At 61.5% G+C, this 20,549-nt stretch carries 20 protein-coding genes; 3 read left to right on the top strand and 17 right to left on the bottom strand.

Translation table 11 applies throughout. The features are described from left to right. Positions 1–1,029: 1,029 nt before the first annotated feature. From waaC to waaA, 3 genes are all read left to right on the top strand, one after another. Positions 1,030–2,025, top strand: coding sequence for a lipopolysaccharide heptosyltransferase I (gene waaC / locus AWB69_RS40120; RefSeq protein ID WP_062092347.1), 996 nt, complete (start codon positions 1,030–1,032; stop codon positions 2,023–2,025). Positions 2,026–2,387: 362 nt separating this feature from the next. Next, positions 2,388–3,272: a Kdo hydroxylase family protein gene (locus AWB69_RS40125; RefSeq protein ID WP_062092322.1), complete on the top strand. Its 885-nt coding sequence runs from the start codon at positions 2,388–2,390 to the stop codon at positions 3,270–3,272. Positions 3,273–3,384: 112 nt separating this feature from the next. Next, entirely contained in the window at positions 3,385–4,710 is a 1,326-nt protein-coding gene (gene waaA, locus AWB69_RS40130) for a lipid IV(A) 3-deoxy-D-manno-octulosonic acid transferase (protein WP_062092323.1), read from the top strand. A gap of 35 nt (positions 4,711–4,745) precedes the next feature. On the opposite strand, the gene AWB69_RS40135 is transcribed toward waaA, so the two are convergent. The 17 genes from AWB69_RS40135 to urtA form a co-directional block, all read right to left on the bottom strand. Further along, a complete protein-coding gene (locus AWB69_RS40135; RefSeq protein ID WP_063978016.1) occupies positions 4,746–5,957 on the bottom strand; it encodes a glycosyltransferase in 1,212 nt (403 codons plus the stop codon). Positions 5,958–6,141: 184 nt separating this feature from the next. Further along, positions 6,142–6,792 (bottom strand): urease accessory protein UreG, encoded by a 651-nt coding sequence (ureG, locus tag AWB69_RS40140; protein ID WP_062092324.1) that lies wholly within the window; start codon positions 6,790–6,792, stop codon positions 6,142–6,144. Positions 6,793–6,797: 5 nt separating this feature from the next. Next, positions 6,798–7,478: an urease accessory protein UreF gene (locus tag AWB69_RS40145; RefSeq protein WP_062092325.1), complete on the bottom strand. Its 681-nt coding sequence runs from the start codon at positions 7,476–7,478 to the stop codon at positions 6,798–6,800. Further along, positions 7,465–8,181: an urease accessory protein UreE gene (gene ureE, locus AWB69_RS40150; RefSeq protein ID WP_062092326.1), complete on the bottom strand. Its 717-nt coding sequence runs from the start codon at positions 8,179–8,181 to the stop codon at positions 7,465–7,467. The genes AWB69_RS40145 and ureE overlap by 14 nt, the downstream gene beginning before the upstream one ends. A gap of 25 nt (positions 8,182–8,206) precedes the next feature. Further along, entirely contained in the window at positions 8,207–9,913 is a 1,707-nt protein-coding gene (gene ureC / locus AWB69_RS40155) for an urease subunit alpha (RefSeq protein WP_062092327.1), read from the bottom strand. Between the two features lie 22 nt (positions 9,914–9,935). After that, positions 9,936–10,241, bottom strand: coding sequence for an urease subunit beta (locus AWB69_RS40160; protein ID WP_062092328.1), 306 nt, complete (start codon positions 10,239–10,241; stop codon positions 9,936–9,938). A 28-nt stretch (positions 10,242–10,269) separates the two neighbouring features. After that, entirely contained in the window at positions 10,270–10,572 is a 303-nt protein-coding gene (locus AWB69_RS40165) for an urease subunit gamma (protein ID WP_031362362.1), read from the bottom strand. Between the two features lie 68 nt (positions 10,573–10,640). Further along, the gene (locus AWB69_RS40170) at positions 10,641–11,360 is read right to left on the bottom strand and encodes an amino acid ABC transporter ATP-binding protein (protein WP_062092329.1); all 720 of its coding nucleotides are present in this window, start codon (positions 11,358–11,360) and stop codon (positions 10,641–10,643) included. Further along, positions 11,347–11,997 carry an amino acid ABC transporter permease gene (locus AWB69_RS40175; RefSeq protein ID WP_062092330.1) on the bottom strand — a complete coding sequence of 217 codons (651 nt, stop codon included), beginning with the start codon at positions 11,995–11,997 and terminating at the stop codon, positions 11,347–11,349. Before AWB69_RS40175 ends, AWB69_RS40170 begins: the two co-directional genes overlap by 14 nt. Next, positions 11,994–12,671 carry an amino acid ABC transporter permease gene (locus AWB69_RS40180; RefSeq protein WP_062092331.1) on the bottom strand — a complete coding sequence of 226 codons (678 nt, stop codon included), beginning with the start codon at positions 12,669–12,671 and terminating at the stop codon, positions 11,994–11,996. Before AWB69_RS40180 ends, AWB69_RS40175 begins: the two co-directional genes overlap by 4 nt. 52 nt (positions 12,672–12,723) lie before the next feature. Continuing rightward, entirely contained in the window at positions 12,724–13,527 is an 804-nt protein-coding gene (locus tag AWB69_RS40185; protein ID WP_062092332.1) for a transporter substrate-binding domain-containing protein, read from the bottom strand. A gap of 205 nt (positions 13,528–13,732) precedes the next feature. Next, entirely contained in the window at positions 13,733–14,614 is an 882-nt protein-coding gene (locus tag AWB69_RS40190; RefSeq protein WP_062092333.1) for an urease accessory protein UreD, read from the bottom strand. A 44-nt stretch (positions 14,615–14,658) separates the two neighbouring features. Beyond that, a complete protein-coding gene (gene urtE / locus AWB69_RS40195; RefSeq protein WP_062092334.1) occupies positions 14,659–15,351 on the bottom strand; it encodes an urea ABC transporter ATP-binding subunit UrtE in 693 nt (230 codons plus the stop codon). Between the two features lie 27 nt (positions 15,352–15,378). Next, positions 15,379–16,254 (bottom strand): urea ABC transporter ATP-binding protein UrtD, encoded by an 876-nt coding sequence (gene urtD / locus AWB69_RS40200; protein ID WP_062092335.1) that lies wholly within the window; start codon positions 16,252–16,254, stop codon positions 15,379–15,381. 11 nt (positions 16,255–16,265) lie between these two features. Then, positions 16,266–17,456, bottom strand: a complete 1,191-nt coding sequence (urtC, locus tag AWB69_RS40205; protein WP_062092336.1) for an urea ABC transporter permease subunit UrtC — start codon at positions 17,454–17,456, stop codon at positions 16,266–16,268. 1 nt (position 17,457) lies between these two features. Then, entirely contained in the window at positions 17,458–19,077 is a 1,620-nt protein-coding gene (gene urtB / locus AWB69_RS40210) for an urea ABC transporter permease subunit UrtB (RefSeq protein ID WP_062092337.1), read from the bottom strand. Between the two features lie 148 nt (positions 19,078–19,225). Next, positions 19,226–20,527 (bottom strand): urea ABC transporter substrate-binding protein, encoded by a 1,302-nt coding sequence (urtA, locus tag AWB69_RS40215; RefSeq protein ID WP_062092338.1) that lies wholly within the window; start codon positions 20,525–20,527, stop codon positions 19,226–19,228. Positions 20,528–20,549: the final 22 nt, after the last annotated feature.

A 20,549-nucleotide genomic window follows, 5' to 3' on the forward strand; every position in this document is an offset into this window, starting at 1 on the left:
GGTCGGGGTTGATGCCGGGTTGCCAGGTTCTGGGGTTAGCGGTCGGGGTCAGTGCCGGGTTGGTGCTTTCGGCGTTAGTGGTCTGCCTGAGTGAGCTATTTTCTTTATCACTATTAGCCACTGCGCGTGGCGGCGCGTCATTTCTTGGTCCTTAGCGACAAAGAAACGAAGCAAAGAAAACGCTTTTAACCGCTCTACCCTAAGTGTCCACAGCGTGCAGTTCCAATTCATGGGTGCCCCAAAAGCACGGTGCTCGCCAGAGCGGAGGATGTTTGAACCCCTCGTTCTCGCGAATCCTGACATGAACACGCTTCGCCACCAGTGCTCTCGGGCAAGCACCAGCACCCCACGGTCAGCACGGCCTCACGCGTTTTTGGGACCTTGTTTCTCCGTGGGTTGGCGACGTGGTTCGACATGCGTACAAATTCGGTGGGAGGTTGTTCGCGGATAGCGCGGGGTGCTCCTTGGGCAGGTTCAATCACTGGTGGCGAAGCGTGTGGGTATCCGTGTTCGGAGAAGGAGGGTTTCACACATCGGTGGCTCTGGCGAGCACCGTGCTTTTGGGGCACCCATGAATAGAAACTGCACGCTGTGGACACTTAGGGTAGAGCGGTTAAAGCGTTTTCTTTGCTTCGTTTCTTTGTCGCTAAGGACCAAGAAATGACGTGCCGCCACGCACAGTGGCTAATAGTGATAAAGAGAAAATCCGACTCACGCAGACCGCTAAGGCCGAAAGCAGCAACCCGGCATAGACCCCGACCGCTAACCCCGGAACCTAGCAACCCGGCATAGACCCCGACCGCTAACCCTAGAACCCACAACCCGGCATTGACCCAGAACCACTACCGAACCCGAGCGCGAGCGAAAACCAACCCCCGAGCGCGAGCGAAACCCACCCCCGAGCGCGAGCGAAACCCACCCCGAGTGCGAGCGAAAACACCCCCCAAATTCAAGCGCCAGCGGTAAACTCCGGCGCATCTCAAAATTGTCCACGCGCCGTCCAATCCGACGGCGCCCACCGTGTCCAGCGTGCAAAAGATCTTGATTGTCCGGGTGTCGTCGCTAGGCGACGTCGTCCATAACATGCCGGCCATCGCCGATATCCGTCGTCTCCACCCCGATGCCCAGATCGACTGGCTAGTCGAAGAGAGCTTCACGGATCTCGTCGAACTCGTCGACGGCATACGCCGCGCCATCCCATTCTCGCTCCGGCGCTGGCGCAAACGCCTCTTCTCCATCGACAACTGGCGCGAAATCCTACGCTTTCGCCGCGCTCTGGCCGCAGAAAAGTACGACCTCGTCATCGACTGCCAAGGGCTCATCAAGACCGCATGGGTCGCAAGCTGGGCACGCGGCACACTGGTCGGCCTCGGTAACCGCACCGACGGCGCCGGCTACGAATGGCCCGTCCGCTTCTTCTACAACAAACGCGTGCCCATCGAACCACGCACACACGTGGTCGAACGCACCCGGCAACTGGTTGCCGCAGCACTAGGCGATCCGCGCCCGGAACCCACCGACGCGATCGAGTTCGGCATCGATACCCGCCGCGCCGCGCTGGCGTTATCGGAGACGGGGCTGAACCTGCCCGTGCCTTACGTGGTGTTCGTCCACGCCACGTCCCGCGCCGATAAACAATGGCCCGACACCGCCTGGATCGAACTCGGCCAGACCCTGATCCGGCGCGGAGTATCAATCGTGCTGCCATGGGGCAGCGAGACCGAACGCGAAACCAGCGAGAAGCTGGCAAAAGAATTCGGCGCGGCAGCAGTCGTGCCGCCAAAACTCTCATTGCCGGCCGTGGTCGGTTTGATCGATGGCGCCGCGGCGACAGTCGGCGTGGACACGGGACTCGTGCATATCGCGGCAGCCCTGAAGCGGCCGACCATCGAGTTGTACAATTTCTCGACCGCCTGGCGCACCGGCGGTTACTGGTCCCCACGCGTGGTGAATCTGGGCAGTGCTGGCCAGCACCCGACGTTGCAGCAAGTCAAAGCAACGCTCGCAGGCTTTGGGCTGCTTTGATGCATTGCGGCAGCAGGAGCTGTATCAGTATCAGTAGGGTGGCGAGTGAAGGTGAGGAAGCGGTTTCGGTTCCAGGGATTGCTCAATCGCCGCGGTTCACAGTGATTTGCAGCGATTCGGCGGCGTGCTTGACGAAACCAGATGAAACCCGGCGGTTTGAGGTCCAGTTGAGGCCCATCAACTGCCAGCCTCCCGCGCAACGGATTTTGCAATCGGTTTGAGCGAAAATGCACCTCGCTCGCCGGGCGCGACGTTTTTCCCGATGCGTCAATCGAAGCCAATCGAGGTCGATTGCAGCCGATTGAAGCCAGTTGACAATAATCGGGCTCGCTCACTCGCTCATCCAAACAAATCGAAGGCACATGACCGAATCTCAAATCATTGAAGTTGCGTCCGCCGACTGGCAGGGCCAGCAGCTTTCCGTGCCGCGCGAGGCGTTGCTGGCCGGCGTCGAGCGCGGCAAGGTCCTCTATTTTCCGCATCTGGCGTTTGCCATAGAAGGCGGCGAACGGGCGCTGCTCGACCCGAAGGTCGCCGATCCGCAGCGCAAGAACATCAGCCTCGCTCCCAATGGCGGCCCGCTCGTCGGTGTACTCGGCGAGGCCGTTACGCAATCCGCCGTCCGGGCGCTGATCGCGCGATATCAGGCGAACGCGCGCTCCCTGGTCGACGGGCTCTTTCCCGAATATCAGGGCAAATTGCGGGTCGCGCCGACCAGCCTGCGACTGCATCGCGTGGAAACGCGTGAGACGTCGTGGCGCAAGGACGACAGCCGCCTTCACGTCGACGCTTTCCCGTCGCGGCCGAATTATGGCGAGCGCATCCTGCGCGTGTTCACTAACGTCAATCCCGATGGCGCGCCGCGTGTGTGGCGCGTCGGCGAACCGTTCGAGGACATGGCAAAACGCTTCCTTCCCGCCATCAAAGCCCCGGTTCCCGGTTCGGCGTGGCTCATGAACCTGCTGCACATCACCAAGACGCCTCGCAGCGAATACGACCACCTGATGCTCCATTTGCACGACGCGATGAAAGCCGATCTCGACTATCAGGCGAAATCGCCACAGCAGGAAATGCCGTTCCCGCCCGGCTGCGTGTGGGTGTGTTTCTCCGATCAAACCTCGCACGCCGTCATGTCCGGCCAGTACATGCTCGAGCAAACCTTCTTCCTTCCCGTCGGCGCCATGGCCCAGCCCGACTGCGCGCCGCTCGGCATCCTGCAGCGCCTGAAAGGCAGGGCGCTGGTTTGAGCGCCGCCGCCGGGTGGGGCTGTTCCGTGGTGTCGGGCTTCAGCGCGAGCGTCCGCCCGGGTTCTCATGTGCACGGTGAGCGATCGTTGCCGGCCTGCCGCGAGGGCGGCCGATGCTGAGACTCGTGTATCGCGCGTTATGGTGGCTCGTCGCGCCGCTGGCGGTGTTGCGCCTCTTGATCCGCTCGCGGCGGGAACGGGGGTATCGCGAGCATATTGGTGAGCGGTTTGGCTTTGGCCCCGCCCGCCGTGCCGACGACCTCGCGCCGTTGATCTGGGTGCATGCGGTGTCCGTAGGGGAGACGCGTGCGGCTCAGCCGCTGATTGAAGCATTGAGCCAAGCGCATCCCGAAGCCCGCATCCTGCTGACGCACATGACGCCAAGCGGCCGCGCGACCGGCGTGGAGCTATACGGCGACCGTATTTCGCGCAGCTATCTTCCCTACGATTCACCCTCGCTCGTGCGGCGGTTCTTGCGCGCGTGGCGGCCGTCGCTGGGCATCGTGATGGAGACGGAGGTGTGGCCAACGCTCATCGACGAATGCAAACGGGCCGATATCCCGCTGGTCCTGACGAACGCCCGGATGTCGGCGCGCTCGTTCAAGCGCGCGGCGAAGTTCGGCAATGCGACGCGCGAAGTCTTCGGCGGTTTTACGCGCGTGCTGGCTCAGACGCAGTCCGACGCGGACCGCCTGAGTGCGCTGGGTGCGCGCAATGTCACGGTGCTTGGCAACCTGAAGTTCGATATGGCCGCGCCGCTCGAACTCTATGCGCGCGGCCATGCATGGCGCGCAGCGATTGGGGAGCGGCCGGTGTGGGTGGCGGCGAGCACGCGCGAAGGGGAGGAAGCGCTGGTGTTGCAGGCGTTCACGACCTTGCGGACCCGCATTCCCGACGCGCTGCTGATCCTCGTGCCGCGCCATCCGCAGCGGTTCGACGAAGTGGCCGTGCTGATCAATGCCGCCGCGCTGTCCTGTGTGCGGCGTTCCGCCTGGGCAGGCCGGGTGGCGGCAGCGGGATCGGGAATCGATGCAGCGCCGGCTTTGCCTCCGGACGTCAACGTGCTGCTCGGCGATTCGATGGGCGAGCTGAGCGCGTATTACGCGGCGTCGGATCTGGCGTTTATCGGCGGGAGCTTGCTGCCGCTGGGCGGGCAGAACCTGATCGAGGCGTGTGCGGCGGGTGTGCCGGTGCTGATTGGCCCGCACACTTTCAACTTCACGCAAGCGACCAACGATGCGATCGCGGAAGGCGCGGCGCTGCGGGTGAGCGATCCGGCGGCGTTGGCGCGCGGCCTGAGAGAACTTTTCACCGATAAACCCCGCCGGCTCGCCATGAGCGCAGCGGCGTCGGCGTTCGCGGCAAAGCATCGCGGAGCGACGGCGCGGACGGTGGCGGTGTTGGGCGCGTTGTTGCGCACGCAGGCAGAGGAGCAGTGATCCGGCGGCGGTATGGGCGAACAACCCCCGCTGGATTAACCCCGTTCCTCCAAAATCCGTGTCACGCAAGCGACGAACCTTTCATTGCTTGCCTCCAGGCCATACGCCCGCGCCCGTTCCAGCGCTTCACGCGTAAAGCCATCGCGCAGGGCATGGTCCGACAACAACCGCGCCAGCGCTCCGGCCATCGCGTCCACATCGCCGATAGGAACCAGCAGCCCGAACCGGCCATCGTCCAGGATCTCTCGCGGCCCCGTCGGGCAATCGGTTGAGATCACCGGTTTGCCGAGCGCCAGCGCTTCGAGCAACACCATCGGCATGCCTTCGTAACGCGAGCTGAGCACCAGCGCACTCGCATGCGCCACGACCGCGTGCGGATTGTTCCGATACCCCGTGAAATGCACGCGCTTCCCCACGCCCAGTTCCACCGCCAGCGCTTCCAGTTCGCGGCGAAAACCGCCGTCGCCGACAATCACCAGGTCTTCCTGCAACGCGCCGCCACCAAACGTCCTGACAAGCTGCGCGTAAGCCCGCAGCAAGGTCCGGTGATCCTTCTGGATTTCGTCGAGCCGCGCCACTGAAACGATATACGGCCCGGCACACGGCGGCGGTTCCACATGTGCGCTGTTCTCGCGAATCCGGTCGATATCGATCGCATTCGGCAGCACAAACACGTTGCGCAGATGGCCATTGAACAGCTCGCTCGCTTCATCGGCCATCTGGCGGTTCAGCGCGGCAATGCCGTCATAACGCCCATATTGCGCGAGCAGCCGTTTCATCTTCCTGCGCCGGCCGCCCAGCCGTGCATCGAAACTGAAATGGTTCACGCCGAGCCATGCCACGCCGAAGCGGCCGGCCAGACGGCGCAACGACATGTCGAAGTCGATGATGATGTCGTGACGCCGCGCCAACGCGGCCACGCGCGCCTTCACGTAAGGGCGCACGGCGAGCGTGTTGAAGACGTCGCGGCCAACGCGCCCGAGCTTGCTCAACTGATGCGCGTAACGACGCGTCTGGAACAGGTTGAGCCAGGGTTTGTCGGTGAGGATCTCCACGCCAACATCCGCGGGAACCAGCGCCCTGAAGCGCTGCTCGAACGCGGGCGACGAAAACATCACGGACAGCGTCACCGAAAAGCGCGCGCGCTCGTAGATTCGCAGCCACTGCATCAACGACGATTCAATACCACCGTCGTTGAAATCTGCGATGTGAAACAGCACGGCAACGCGCTTCGAGGGTTGCGCCATGGGTGTCGAGGACGCTGCGGGCGACGATTTCAGCCGCACGGCGGCGTCGCGAGTGAGGAGCGTATCGGGGCTGTCGATCAGAGGTCTCCGAAAAGCGGGCCTATGGCCGTAAAAAAGGGCAAGGCGACATGTTAACGTACTCGATCGGCCGCGAACAGGTTCTCCAAAGCACCGGAACCTGCACTCAGACCACGAGCAGACCCTTTTTTTCGATGAAGCGAACCACGTCGTCGAGCCCTTCCAGCGCCTTCAGGTTGCACATGACAAATGGCCGTTCTCCGCGCATCTTCCTGGCATCGGAGGCCATGATGTCGAGATTTGCGCCAACGTAAGGGGCAAGGTCGATCTTGTTGATGACCAGCAGGTCGGATTTCGTAATGCCCGGACCGCCCTTGCGCGGAATTTTTTCGCCGCCGGCAACATCGATCACGTAAATGGTCAAATCCGATAATTCCGGGCTGAAAGTGGCCGCGAGATTATCCCCGCCCGATTCAATGAACACGATATCCGCGTCCGGGAAACGCTCGATCATCTGGTCGACGGCTTCCAGGTTGATGGACGCATCTTCGCGGATCGCCGTGTGCGGGCAGCCGCCCGTTTCCACGCCCATGATCCGCTCGGCCGGCAATGCGCCCGCGACCGTCAGCAGGCGCTGATCCTCTTTAGTGTAGATGTCGTTGGTGATCGCGACGAGGTCGTATTTCTCGCGCATCGCCTTGCAGAGCATTTCTAGCAGCGTGGTCTTGCCCGAGCCGACCGGGCCTCCCACGCCCACGCGCAAGGGCGGCAGTTTCTTGGAGCGGCGGGCAGCGGCGGAATAGACAGGTGCGTTCATGTTTTTTAAGAGCGGAACAAGCGTGAATATTGTGATTCGTGGCGCGCCGAGAGAATGCCAAGCTGCGGCGCGAAGGTGTTGATCTGGTCTGGCGAGGTGTCGAGCGCTTTTTCTACAGCGGTATCGATGGCAACCCGCAACGCAACGATGATCCGCTGCCCTGCGATCTGCCCCAGCGGGACAGCTTTCAACGCCGCTGCGGCCTGGTTTTCGACCCATGAGAAGGCATATGCGGCGAGGGCGGCGTCGGGCGCGGCGTCGTGGGTGAAGGCGGCGAAGGCGAACGCGGTTGGCTGCGAAACCGGTTTGATGGCGTTCAGGGTCGCGAGGCGTGCGGCGTCACCCCATTCAAGCTGCGTGCACAACTGCGCCAGCGACCAACCCATTTGCTGCGTCTCACGACGCAATTCCGCCGACTCGCGGCTGGCGAGGAATTCTTCATCGGCGGTGGCGAGTCCTGCGGCATCGTGATTGCGCCAGCGCGTCATCTGGTGCGCAAGGAACGGCAACTCGCCGCGTGCGAGCACATTGGTCAAGCCGCTGGCGATCCAGTCGCGGGCGCTGTCGCCATCGTGGATCAAGCCATGTTCTATCGCTGATTCGAGGCCCTGCGAATAACTGAACGCGCCAATAGGCAGTGCCGGCGACGCCAGGTGAAGCAGCGCCGTAAGCTCAGCGATGCGCATGACCGTGGTCGTGGTCGTGGCCTTCGTGGCCGCACTGCGAGTGATCGCCGTGGTCGTGGCCCTTGCCGTGCGCGTGATCGTGCGCGTGATCATGAACATGGGCGCCGTGGTCCCCATGCCCATGCGTGCACTGCGAATGGTCGCCATGATCGTGGCCCGCGCCGTGCGCATGTCCATGATCGTGCGAGTGCCCGTGATGCTCATCGAAGACCTTTTGCGCGAGCGCATAGTCCTCGACAAACGTCTCGTCATGCCCATGCTTGTGACCGCCGCCATACGCGCCTGTCTCCGGCTGGAACGGCGCCGTCGCGTGATCCACGTGCGCGCCCAGACGCTTGAGCATGTCTTCCAGCACCGGATCGGCTTCGAGTTTCAACTGCCCCGCGGCGACTTCCACCGGCGTGTGCCGGTTGCCCAGGTGGTACGCGGCGCGCGTCAGCGTAATGGCATCGTGGGCATGCACGACCAGCACATCCTGTTCCGCTGCAATCACGCGCACCAGGCCACCGTCGTCCGCAACCAGCATGTCGCCGTCGCGCAGCACCGTGCCGCGCGGCAGCACCAGCGCCACTTCCTCACCGTTATCCAGCGTAGCGGCCAGACGGCTCTTGCAGCGGTCATCGAAGGGAAGGGTGAGCGTGGGCGCGCGTTTGATCAATGGTGCGGCAAGTTTCGCTTCAATACGTTTGTCGATCGTGCGCATGAAAGTCTCGGGATCAGGATCAGTATCAGAACAGGAAGTAGCGCTGCGCCATCGGCAGGACAGTGGCCGGCTCGCAGGTGAGCAACTGGCCGTCGGCTACAACCTGATACGTTTCCGGATCGACGGTAATGGACGGCCTGTACGCATTGTGAACCATGTCGGCCTTCGATATGTTCCGGCAGTTCTTCACCGCGACCACTTGCTTACGTAAGCCATACCGTTCACCAATGCCGTCGTCCAGCGCCATCTGCGAGACAAACGTCAGGGAGGTCTTCCCCAACGCGCCGCCGCGGGTGGCGAACATCTCGCGATAGTGCACCGGCTGCGGCGTCGGAATCGATGCGTTCGGGTCCCCCATCTGCGCGACCGCGATCATGCCGCCTTTCAGAATCATTGCAGGCTTCACACCGAAGAACGCCGGTTCCCAGAAGACGAGGTCGGCCCACTTGCCCGGTTCAATGGAACCGACTTCATGCGCGATGCCATGCGTGATTGCCGGGTTGATCGTGTACTTGGCGACGTAGCGTTTCGCGCGGAAATTGTCGTTACGCGACGAGTCTTCCGGCAACGCGCCACGCTGCGTCTTCATCTTGTGCGCGGTCTGCCAGGTGCGCATGACAACCTCGCCAACACGCCCCATCGCCTGCGAATCGGAAGACAACATGGACAGTGCGCCCAGGTCATGAAGGATGTCTTCGGCAGCAATCGTCTCGCGTCGAATCCGCGACTCGGCGAACGCAATGTCTTCGGCAATCGAGGGATCGAGGTGATGGCAGACCATCAGCATGTCGAGGTGTTCGTCGAGCGTGTTGATGGTGTAAGGCCGTGTGGGATTCGTCGATGAAGGCAGCACGTTCGACTCGCCGCACACCTTGATGATGTCCGGCGCGTGGCCGCCGCCCGCGCCTTCGGTGTGATACGTGTGGATCGTGCGGCCCTTGAACGCGGCCACCGTGGTCTCCACAAAACCTGCTTCGTTCAGCGTGTCCGTGTGAATGGCGACTTGCGTGTCGGTATCGTCGGCAACAGACAGGCAGTTGTCGATAGCTGCCGGCGTCGTGCCCCAGTCTTCATGCAGCTTGAGCCCGATCGCGCCGGCCTTGATCTGTTCAATCGCCGGCGCCGGCAAGCTCACGTTGCCCTTGCCGAGAAAGCCGAGGTTCACCGGCCAGCCATCGGCGGCTTGCAGCATGCGTTCGAGATGCCACGGCCCCGGCGTGCAGGTCGTCGCGTTCGTGCCCGTTGCGGGACCGGTGCCGCCGCCGAGCATGGTAGTGACGCCGGAGGCCAGTGCTTCGTCAATCTGCTGCGGGCTGATGAAGTGAATATGCGAGTCAATACCGCCCGCCGTCACGATCATCCCTTCACCGGCAATCACCTCGGTCGCGGCGCCAATCGCAATGGTCACGCCCGGCTGGATATCCGGATTGCCCGCCTTGCCGATCGCAAACACACGTCCGTTCTTGATGCCGATATCCGCCTTCACGATGCCCCAGTGATCGAGGATCAGCGCGTTCGTCACGACCGTGTCCACCACGTCGGCATGCACGCGCTGCGACTGGCCCATGCCGTCGCGAATCACCTTGCCGCCGCCGAATTTCACTTCCTCGCCGTAGGTCGTGAAGTCGCGCTCGACTTCGATCAGGAGGTCGGTATCGGCGAGACGCACGCGGTCGCCGGTGGTCGGGCCGAACATCTCCGCGTAGGCGCGGCGTCCGATGCGTAGCGTCATTTCGATATTCCTGAAGTTGAGATCAAAGCGGACCCATGACGAGGCCGTTGAAGCCGTAAACCCGGCGATCGCCGGAGAGCGCCACGAGTTCAACCGTGCGTTCCTGGCCGGGCTCGAAGCGCACGGCCGTACCCGACGCAATGTTCAGCCGAAAGCCCCTGGCCTTGTCGCGCTCGAAGGTGAGCGCCGTGTTGACTTCGAAGAAATGAAAATGCGAGCCGACCTGCACGGGCCGGTCACCCGTATTCGATACCGTCACGGACACCGTCTCGCGGCCCGCGTTGAGTTCGTGCTCACCATCGTCGATCAGATATTCGCCGGGAATCATGCGCGGCTCCTTATAGAGTGCTGCAAGTTCAGGGAATCGGATGATGGACGGTCACGAGCTTGGTGCCGTCGGGGAAGGTCGCTTCTATCTGGATGTCCGGGATCATTTCCGGCACGCCGTCCATCACGTCGTCGCGTGTGAGCAGCGTGGTGCCGTAGTGCATCACGTCGGCGACTGTACGGCCGTCGCGCGCCGCTTCCATCAGCGCCGCCGAGATGAACGCGATGGCTTCCGGATAGTTCAGCTTCAGCCCACGTGCGCGTCGGCGTTCGGCGAGCAGGGCGGCGGTGAAGATCAGCAGCTTGTCTTTTTCGCGGTGGGTGAGCTTCATGGGATTGGAGCGTGTCTTGTATGAAGTGCTGAAGTTAAAAGAAATCCTGGCATTGCAACCCTACGATTTCATTGGATGAACTTGCGCAGTTCAATGGTCGTAGGCCGCTCGAAGATCTCCTCCGGCGTGCCGCTTTCCCACACGCGGCCCTGATGCATGAACACGACCTTGTTCGACACACGCCGCGCAAAGCGCATCTCGTGCGTGACCATGATGAGGGTCATGCCGTCGGCGGCGAGGCTTTCCACCACCGCCAATACTTCGCCCACCAGTTCAGGATCGAGCGCGGAGGTGATTTCATCGCAGAGCAGTACGGAGGGTTTCATCGCGAGGGCTCGCGCAATAGCCACGCGCTGCTGCTGTCCACCCGACAGTTGTTCGGGATAGGCGTTGAATTTATCGGCGAGGCCGACGCGTTCAAGCACTTGTTCAGCGGTTGCGCGCGCCTTTGCCTTGTGAACCTTCTTGACTACCGTTTGCGCGAGCATCACGTTCTGTCCGGCGGTCAGATGCGGAAACAGGTTGTACTGCTGGAACACCATGCCAACCTTCAGGCGCAATGCGCGCAGGTCGGCGTGACGGGCGTCCATGTGTTCGCCGTCGATTTCTATCGACCCTTCGTCGATACTTTCCAGTCCGTTCAAGGTCCGCAGCAAGGTGCTCTTACCCGAGCCGCTGCGACCAATGATTGCCACCACCTGTCCCGATTCCACCGAAAAATCGATGCCCTTCAGGACCTGGTTCGCGCCGAACTGCTTTTTCAAGTTTTGCGTTTCAACGAGCGGCATTCCATTTCCTTTCGAGCGTGCGCGCGTAGCGGGTAAGCGGATAACAAATCACGAAATAGATCACCGCGACCAGGCCGTAGACCACGAACGGCCTGAAGGTCGCGTTCGAAATCATCGTGCCGGCTTTGGTGAGCTCGGTGAAGCCGATGATCGAAACCAGCGCCGTGTCCTTCACGGCCTGCACGCCGAAGCCGACAGTCGGCCCGATGGCAATGCGCATGGCTTGCGGAAGAATCACATGGCGCAATTGCTCGAAGTAATTCATCGCAAGGCTGGACGATGCTTCCCATTGACCCTTTGGAACAGCTTCAACGCAGCCGCGCCAGATCTCGGCGAGATAAGCGCTGGTGAATAGCGTGAGGCCGACCGTTGCCGCAATCCACGGTTCAACTTCTATGCCGAGCAGCGGCAAACCGAAGAACACCAGGAACAGTTGCATCAGCAGCGGCGTGCCCTGGAAGATCTCTATATAAGCCTTCACGATAGTGCGCAACATGCGCGAACTGGACACGCGCATGATGAGCAGCACGAAGCCCACGATCCCGCCGGCCACGAACGAAACGATCGACAGGACGATGGTCCAGCGCGCCGCGAGCAGCAGGTTGGTGAGAATTTGTTCGAACGTGAATTCGATCATCGGGCGCCTCGCAGATTGCGGGCGAACAGGCGCTTGCCCGCTTCGTTGAGCAGGAAGCGCAAGAGGATCGCCATCAGGAGATACGCGGCCGTGATCAGGAAATACGTTTCGAACGCGCGGAAATTGCGCGACTGGATGTAGCTCGCGGCGTAGGTCAGGTCGGCCACGGATATTTGCGACACCACCGCCGAGCCGAGCATGGTGATCACGATCTGGCTGGTGAGCGCCGGGAACACCTTGGCGATGGCTTGCGGCAAGACCACGTGCCTGAAGGTCTCGCCACGGGTCATCGCAAGCGACGCCGCCGCTTCAAGATGCCCCTTGGGCACCGCCGCAATACCCGAGCGGATGATCTCCACCGAATACGCACCGAGATTGAGTGTCATGGCGAGTACAGCGGCCACGTATTCATCAATACGAATACCGAGCGCCGGCAGCCCGAAAAACACGAAGAACAATTGCACGATGAACGGCGTATTGCGGATCGCTTCCACATAACTGCCAACGAACGAGCGCACCGCGGGAAACTTGCTGCCTTTGCCCGCCGCACCGAGTATGCCGACCGCGAGGCCAAGCACGGTTGACACGGCAGTCAGCCCAAGGGTTACTGCCGCGCCGCTCGCGAACATGCCGGCGTACTGTCCGAGATCGCCGAACTGGAGTTGATAAGCCATTAAAGCGGCGCCTTGTTATTTAAGCCTGGATAGTGTTGATTCGCGAGCTGGATTAAAGATCGACCGGCAGCGGTGCCTTGAACCACTTCTTCGATATGGCGTTGAGTGAGCCGTCCTTCTTTGCCTGGTCGATGGCGGCATCGACCTTGGCCAGCAAGCGTGGTTCGTTCTTGTTCATGCCGATGAAACAAGGCGAATTCTTGATCACGAACTTCGGTTCAGGACGGCGCGGCGGATTGTTCGCAAGGATCGTTGCGGCGACGAGATTGCCTGCGGCGATCAGTTGGACCTGACCGGAAAGAAACGCCTGGATGGTGGCGTTGTTGTCTTCGAAACGCTTGATGGTCGCGTTCGGCGCCATTTGCGTGAGCGCGATTTCTTCGAGTGCGCCGCGCGTTGCGCCGACCGTCTTGCCGGTCAGGTCGGCGGGGCCGGTGACCTTGATATCGGCGGGGCCGAATACGCCCTGGAAGTACGGCGCGTAGGCCACGGAGAAGTCCATCATCTTCTCGCGATCCGGCGTCTTGCCCAGCGACGAAATCACCATGTCCACTTTGTTCGTCGTCAGGTACGGGACGCGATTCGCGCTGTTGACCGGCACGAGTTCGAGTTTGACGCCGAGTGACTTGGCAAGCAGCGCGGCCGTATCGATGTCATAACCCTGCGGCTTCATATCGGCGCCAACGGCGCCGAACGGCGGGTAATCCTCCGGCACGGCAACTTTCAGGACGCCGGCTTTCGTGATGTTGTCGAGCGCGTCGGCGTGAGCGGTGAGCGGGACTAAAGCAAGAGCCGGGATGGCGAGAAGGGCGGCGACTGCGGTGCGAACTGCGCGGCGGCGAAGCGTGTTGGTCATTTGATTCTCTTTCCTTGGATCGCGATGTGGCGCGGTGCGTCTCATTGATGGACGCACTCGTCGGAAAGAGGGTTAAGCGAGAGTCGTGCCATTGCGCTTTCGCCTTGCTGGGTGGGCTTGAGCGGGACGCACGCCGTCGTGATGCACAAAATATGGGCTTAATTGTGCTCTTTTGTGGTGCGGATTTTAATGGGAATTACCCGGGCTAGGTGGTCCAAAGCCTGAGCGGCCGGGCATCGACGCCATGAATCAGCGGACGCAGCGTAGTCCAGCATTCGGTCATTAATTGTTGAAGTGGCTCCATTGAATGGCTTGCGGCGCGGACGACCAGTACGCCCGGTGCGACGCAGGAAGCGGCGGCGCGGAGGGTTTCACTGAACGGGAGGCGTGCTGTCAGGGATTCCGCCAGCGCGTCGTCGCAGGCCGGGCCGATCGCCCAGAGCGTGCCGTAGGCCGGAAAGCCTGCGAGGCCTTGCGGCGCGAGGCGCAAGGGATCGTGGGCGCTCAATAACGCACGTTCGAACCAGCGCAGCCGGCCCTTGCTGTCTTTGATCCGCGCCGTGGCGGTCAGCCGGCCGTCCGACCATCGTTCGCCTGCTGCCTGCCGGCCCAACTGCATCGCGTCCCAGCCGATGGCCGTCGCCGTCTCGTCCATCGTCAGCGTGAAATCCAGCGCCACGTTCGATGACTCGAACACGATGTTGTTCTGCGGCAGCCAGTCGAGCTTTGCGTTCGCGCCGACGCGGATATCGATTCGCTGCGTGGCGAGCTTGCCGTTCGCCTTGTACCACTTGGTCGCACCGGGCGTGGTGATAACGGCGTGCGTTTGCCCGGCCAGGTCGATATCAATTGCCAGCCGGTCACCGCCCGCCACGCCGCCCGGCGGATGCACGATGACCGCGTGGCAGATGGTCTCGCCCTCGGGGTACAAGGGGCGTTGCATACGCAAGGGCCCCATGTGTTTCCGGTGCGTGAGCGCCGTCCGTCCGGAAGGCTGATGTGTGAAGCCGAGCTCGAGCTTGCCGTGCCACTCGTCGGAGCCGGGGACAGTCGATGGCAACAGCGCGGCGATAGGTTCGTGATGCATGAGGCTTTCAGGATCGGAGCGAGTCGCCAATAGTACGGCGAGCGTCAGACCGCGATCAACTCCCGCACGCCATGCGCTTCCATGTCCGCGCCTTCACCGCCCGCTACGATCTCTCCGCGGCTCATTACCCAGTACCTGTCCGCAAGCTCGCGAGCGAAGTCGTAATACTGTTCAACGAGCAATACCGTCATGCCCATTTCATCGACCAGTTGACGCAACGTGCGCCCGATATCCTGGATGATGGACGGCTGGATGCCCTCGGTGGGTTCATCGAGAATGAGCAACTGTGGTTCGCTCATCAGCGCGCGGCCGATCGCAAGCTGCTGTTGCTGACCGCCTGACAGATCGCCGCCGCGCCGGCTTTTCATCTCCTTGAGTACGGGAAAGAGTTCGTAGATCCGGTCCGGTACCTTCGACGGCGCCTTGCGGCTCGCCGCGCCCACCAGCAAATTCTCTTCAACGGTGAGCCGGCCGAAGATGTCGCGGCCTTGCGGTACGTAAGCGAGGCCGCTCGATACGCGCTTATAAGTAGGCATGGATGAAATCTTCGCGCCGCGCCATGAGATCGTGCCGCTTTTGGTGGGCACGACGCCCATCAGACAGCGCAGCAAGGTGGTCTTTCCCACGCCGTTGCGGCCCAGTAAAACGGTCAGTTTTCCATCGGGCACGGTCATCTTCACATTGCGCAGGATGTGGCTGCCGCCGTAGAACTGGTTGAGGGAATCGACTTCGAGCATTTTCTTGGGGCTTCCGTGGTGATCAAATCAGCGGCCGAGGTACGACTCGATCACTTTCTCGTTGCGCTTCACTTCGTCGAGCGTGCCGTGCGCGAGTACGCTGCCTTCGGCCATCACGGTCACGCGTCCCGACTCACCGGAGAGCGCTGCGACAAATTCCATGTCGTGCTCGACGACCATCATCGAACAGGTGCCGCGAAGCTTGTTCAGCAACTCCGCGAGCTGCATGGTCTCGTGGTCCGTCATGCCGGCAGCGGGTTCATCGAGTAACAGGAGCGCGGGTTGCTGCATCAGCAACATGCCAATCTCCAGCCGCTGTTTCTGCCCGTGCGACAACTCGCCGGCATAACGTGTGGCATCGGCTTCGAGATGGATCAGCTCCAGCGTTTCCTCAATGCGCGCCTGCGCCTCGCGATCCAGTTTCGACCTGAGCGACGCGAGCCAGCCCTTGTCGGTTTTCATCGCGAGTTCGAGGTTTTCCCATACCGGATGGTTCTCGAATACGGTCGGTTTCTGGAACTTCCGGCCGATACCCGTGCGCGCAATCACCGGCTCCGACATGCGCGTCAGGTCAAATGTCTGGCCGAGAAAAACCTTGCCCGAATCCGGACGCGTCTTGCCGGTGATGACGTCCATCATCGTGGTCTTGCCCGCGCCGTTGGGCCCGATCACGCAGCGCAGTTCGCCTACATCAATGGACAGCGTCAGCTTGTTCAGCGCGCGGAAACCATCGAAGCTCACCATCACGTCCTCGAGGTACAGGATCGTGCCGTGCGAGACATCAATCTCGCCCGGTTCCAATACGTGGCCGAGGCCGGTGATGCCGTTCTGATTGCGCTCGTTGATTTCAGGCAGCGGCGGCAGGTCCACGATCAAGGCGTTGTACGCGTTATCCAATGACATCGAAAAGGTAGTCAATGTGAGTGTCCTCCCGCTTGTCTCTTGCGCAGGGCCATGTCGATGAGGCCCATGATTCCGTTGGGCAACAGCAAGGGCACGAGCGTGAAGATCAGGCCCAGGAAGAACAGCCAGTATTCAGGGAAGTTCGCCGTAAAGAAGCTCTTTGCGCCGTTCACCGCGAACGCGCCGATGATCGGCCCGATCAAGGTTCCGCGGCCCCCCACGGCGACCCAGATCGCCATTTCGATGGAGTTCCCCGGCGACATCTCGTTCGGGTTGATGATGCCGACTTGCGGCACGTACAACGCGCCGGCGATGCCGCACAAAACAGCCGATACGGTCCAGATGAAAAGCTTGTACGACAGCGGGCTATAGCCGAGAAACATCAGCCGCGCTTCGCCATCACGAACACCCGTGACCACACGCCCAAGCTTTGAAGTCACAATCGCCCGCGCCGCGATGAACGCCAGAATCAGCACGCCAAGCGTCATCAGGAACAACACGGTGCGCGTACTCGCCGACGTGATCGGAAAGCCCGCGATGCGCTTGAAATCCGTGAAGCCGTTGTTGCCGCCGAAACCGGTTTCGTTGCGATAGAACAGCAGCATCGCAGCGAAGGTCATGGCTTGCGTGATGATCGACAGGTACACGCCTTTTACGCGCGATCGGAACGTGAAGAAGCCGAATACCCAGGCGAGCACCCCCGGCACCAGGATCACCAGCAACAGCGCATACCAGAGGTGTTCGGTGCCTTGCCAGAACCAGGGTAGCTTGTGCCAGTCGAGGAACACCATGAAGTCGGGCAGGTCGCTTTGATAGTTGCCTTCACGGCCGATGGAACGCATGAGGTACATGCCCATTGCATAACCGCCGAGCGCGAAGAACAGCGCATGCCCGAGGCTCAGGATCCCGCAATAACCCCAGACTAGATCGAGCGCCAATGCACCTATCGCGTAGCACATGAGCTTGCCGACGAGCGTCATGGAATAGGCGCTCAGGTGGAACGTGCTCGACTCCGGCAGCACGAGCGCCGCGACCGGCACGTAGATACCCATCGCGATGATGAAGGCGATCAGCGCAATCCAGCCACCGCGGGGAAGAAGGGCGGCGCGCGGTGGCAGGCCTAGCGCAAAACCTTCGCGCCTGGCCTGTGCATCGGGTTGTGGCGAGACGTCGAGATTCGCGGAGACGTTTGGTGTATTCATCTCAAACCTCTGCGCTGCGGCCCTTCAGGGCGAACATGCCCTGAGGACGTTTCTGGATGAACAACACGATCAGCACGAGCACCGCGATCTTCGCGAGCACCGCGCCCCAGAAGGGCTCTATTGTCTTGCTGACAAGCCCGAGCCCAAAGCCACCGATCACCGTTCCAGCGAGTTGTCCGACCCCGCCGAGCACGACCGTCATGAATGAATCGATGATGTAGCTTTGCCCCAGATCCGGCCCGATATTGCCGATCTGCGAGAGCGCGCAGCCGCCCAGTCCCGCGATGCCCGCGCCGAACGCGAATGCATAGGAATCCACACGAGCCGTCTTCACGCCGACGCACGCCGCCATGCGCCGGTTTTGCGTGACGGCGCGCACGAACAGGCCGAGGCGTGTCTTGGTGAGCACGACCCATGCAAGCAGGACGACCACCAGCGAGAAGCCGAGAATAGTCAGGCGGTTGTACGGCAGGATCAGGTTCTGCATGACGGAGACGCCGCCGCTCATCCACGATGGGTTCGTCACCTGTACGTTCTGCGCGCCGAAGATGGTGCGGGTTGCCTGGATCAGGATCAGGCTGATACCGAAGGTGGTCAGCAGCGTTTCGAGCGGCCGGCCGTAGAGATGTTTGAGCACCAGCCGCTCAAGCACGATACCGACCACCGCCGCCGCCGCAAACGACACCGGCACTGCAAACAGCGGATACCAGTTGAATGCGCCGGGTGCGTAATGCTGGACGAGGTTCTGGACCACGTACGTGGCGTACGCGCCGATCATTAAAAACTCGCCATGCGCCATGTTGATCACGCCGATCAAACCGTACGTGATCGCGAGGCCCAGTGCGGCGAGCAATAGCACGCTGCCGAGTGAAAGACCCGCGAAGATCGTGCCGACAATCTCGCCGCGCCGCTGAATCGAATTCAGTTCCTCGATACCCGCTTGGGCCGCTGCGCGTACGCGTGCATCGGGCTCGGCGAAGGTACCGTCCGCGTTCTTTACGACGATCGGGCGCAAGAGTTCGTTCATATCCAGGTCGTGGCGAGCCGCGACCAGTTGCACGGCTTCGAGGCGCTTGTTGGGATCGGTATCGTGAAGAGCCGTTGTGGCCCAGAGCGTATCGAGACGCTTCTTGAGTACCGGGTCGGTCTCCTTTGCGCGGGCTTTATCGACTAAAGGTTTGATCGACGGATCGGCGTTCTTCAACAATTCGTCGATAGCGGCGCGACGCACAGCAATATCCGGCGACGCCAGTTGCAAGCCCGACAACGCACCCGATACCTTCGAGCGCAGCAGATTGTTCAGCGTGACCGGTTGCGCATCGGGTGCTTCGACGGTCTTGTTCGTGAGCGGATCCTTGTTGCCGTCGTCGGTTTGGATCAGGACCTTGCCAGCGTCGGTGGCGACAAGCGAGCCGTCGGAGAGTGCGTTCAGCACGGCGATTGAAGGGGTATCGGCGTTCGCGATCAGCTTGTCGACGGCGGCAGACTTGGCGTCGAAGTCATCGGCCGCGAGCGGTGCGAGATCGTCCGCTGTAAGGGCCGCAAACGCGGCGAGCGGCATGCAGGCAATCAGGATTGCGCAGAGGCCACGGCGAGCGAAGCGAAGAATCGAATCAGTCATGAAGGGCCTGTCAGGTAGAGCGGAGTGCGGGGCGGCGTGTTGCGTGTGCCGCCCTGGACTCGTACGAACCGCCGCTCTTGTTCTTGTGCTTCGAGCGCGGCGGTTCGATGTTTCAACGTTCGAACTTACCGAGACGTAATACCGGCACTTAAGCTACGCGACGGCGGCGCAGAAAGTCGGGAATCGAGCTGACCACATCCGGCTTGCTTTCGTTGCCCTGGATGTACGGGCTCCACGGTTGCGCGCGAATAGCAGTCTTGGTGCGCCACACGACGTTGAACTGGCCGTCGGCACGCACTTCACCAATCATCACCGGCTTGTGCAAATGGTGGTTGCCGTCCATCTCTAGCGTAAAGCCCGACGGCGCCGCGAACTTCTGGCCGACCATTGCCACGCGGATCTTGTCGACATCCACGCTCTTCGCTTTTTCGGCTGCTTGTTTCCACATGTGGATGCCGACGAAGGTCGCTTCCATCGGGTCGTTCGTCACGCGCTTGTCGCCGCCCGGCAGGTTGTTCTTCTTCACCCAGTCGGCGAACATCGCCTTGAACTTCGTGTTCTCCGGGTTCTTCAGCGACATGAAGTAGTTCCATGCGGCGAGGTTGCCGACCAGCGGTTTTGTATCGATACCGCGCAGTTCCTCTTCGCCCACCGAGAACGCGACCACGGGCACGTCGGTCGCCTTGAGCCCCTGGTTGCCGAGTTCCTTATAGAACGGCACGTTGGAATCGCCGTTCACCGTCGAGATCACGCAGGTCTTGCCGGCTTGCGAGAACGTCTTGATGTTCGCCACGATGGTTTGATAGTCCGCGTGGCCGAACGGCGTGTAGACCTCTTGAATGTCGTCGTCCTTCACGCCCTTCGAGTGCAGGAACGCGCGCAGGATCTTGTTCGTCGTGCGCGGATACACGTAGTCGGTGCCGAGCAGGAAGAAGCGCTTGGCGCCGCCGCCTTCCTTGCTCATCAGGTATTCGGTGGCGGGAATGGCTTGCTGGTTCGGCGCTGCGCCCGTGTAGAACACGTTGCGGGACATTTCCTCGCCTTCGTACTGCACCGGGTAGAAGAGCAGGCCGTTGAGTTCCTCGAACACCGGCAGCACCGATTTCCGCGAAACGGACGTCCAGCAGCCGAACGTCACCGCCACTTTGTCTTGCGAGATCAGTTGGCGGGCTTTTTCGGCGAAGAGCGGCCAGTTCGATGCCGGGTCGACGACAACCGGTTCGAGTTGACGGCCGAGCACACCGCCGCTTGCATTGATCTGGGCGATGGTCATCAGCGCAGTGTCTTTCAGCGACGTTTCCGAAATCGCCATGGTTCCGGAAAGTGAATGCAGGACGCCTACTTTGATCGGTCCTGTATCGGCGGCTTGCGCTTTTGAAATGGGCAATTGGCCCGCAATCGCGAGCGCGCCCGACATGGAGCCGAACTTCAGGAGACTGCGTCGTTTCATGTAATTCCCCTTGCCGATATGT

This window comes from Caballeronia udeis (assembly GCF_001544555.2).
GTDB classification, from domain to species: Bacteria; Pseudomonadota; Gammaproteobacteria; order Burkholderiales; family Burkholderiaceae; genus Caballeronia; species Caballeronia udeis.

Coding starts and splice junctions, on each gene's coding strand:
- AWB69_RS40125 (WP_062092322.1), top strand. CDS start 2,388: ATGACCGAATCTCAAATCATTGAAGTTGCGTCCGCCGACTGGCAGGGC.
- waaA (WP_062092323.1), top strand. CDS start 3,385: ATGCTGAGACTCGTGTATCGCGCGTTATGGTGGCTCGTCGCGCCGCTG.
- AWB69_RS40135 (WP_063978016.1), bottom strand. CDS start 5,957: ATGGCGCAACCCTCGAAGCGCGTTGCCGTGCTGTTTCACATCGCAGAT.
- ureG (WP_062092324.1), bottom strand. CDS start 6,792: ATGAACGCACCTGTCTATTCCGCCGCTGCCCGCCGCTCCAAGAAACTG.
- AWB69_RS40145 (WP_062092325.1), bottom strand. CDS start 7,478: ATGCGCATCGCTGAGCTTACGGCGCTGCTTCACCTGGCGTCGCCGGCA.
- ureE (WP_062092326.1), bottom strand. CDS start 8,181: ATGCGCACGATCGACAAACGTATTGAAGCGAAACTTGCCGCACCATTG.
- ureC (WP_062092327.1), bottom strand. CDS start 9,913: ATGACGCTACGCATCGGACGCCGCGCCTACGCGGAGATGTTCGGCCCG.
- AWB69_RS40160 (WP_062092328.1), bottom strand. CDS start 10,241: ATGATTCCCGGCGAATATCTGATCGACGATGGTGAGCACGAACTCAAC.
- AWB69_RS40165 (WP_031362362.1), bottom strand. CDS start 10,572: ATGAAGCTCACCCACCGCGAAAAAGACAAGCTGCTGATCTTCACCGCC.
- AWB69_RS40170 (WP_062092329.1), bottom strand. CDS start 11,360: ATGCCGCTCGTTGAAACGCAAAACTTGAAAAAGCAGTTCGGCGCGAAC.
- AWB69_RS40175 (WP_062092330.1), bottom strand. CDS start 11,997: ATGATCGAATTCACGTTCGAACAAATTCTCACCAACCTGCTGCTCGCG.
- AWB69_RS40180 (WP_062092331.1), bottom strand. CDS start 12,671: ATGGCTTATCAACTCCAGTTCGGCGATCTCGGACAGTACGCCGGCATG.
- AWB69_RS40185 (WP_062092332.1), bottom strand. CDS start 13,527: ATGACCAACACGCTTCGCCGCCGCGCAGTTCGCACCGCAGTCGCCGCC.
- AWB69_RS40190 (WP_062092333.1), bottom strand. CDS start 14,614: ATGCATCACGAACCTATCGCCGCGCTGTTGCCATCGACTGTCCCCGGC.
- urtE (WP_062092334.1), bottom strand. CDS start 15,351: ATGCTCGAAGTCGATTCCCTCAACCAGTTCTACGGCGGCAGCCACATC.
- urtD (WP_062092335.1), bottom strand. CDS start 16,254: ATGTCATTGGATAACGCGTACAACGCCTTGATCGTGGACCTGCCGCCG.
- urtC (WP_062092336.1), bottom strand. CDS start 17,456: ATGAATACACCAAACGTCTCCGCGAATCTCGACGTCTCGCCACAACCC.
- urtB (WP_062092337.1), bottom strand. CDS start 19,077: ATGACTGATTCGATTCTTCGCTTCGCTCGCCGTGGCCTCTGCGCAATC.
- urtA (WP_062092338.1), bottom strand. CDS start 20,527: ATGAAACGACGCAGTCTCCTGAAGTTCGGCTCCATGTCGGGCGCGCTC.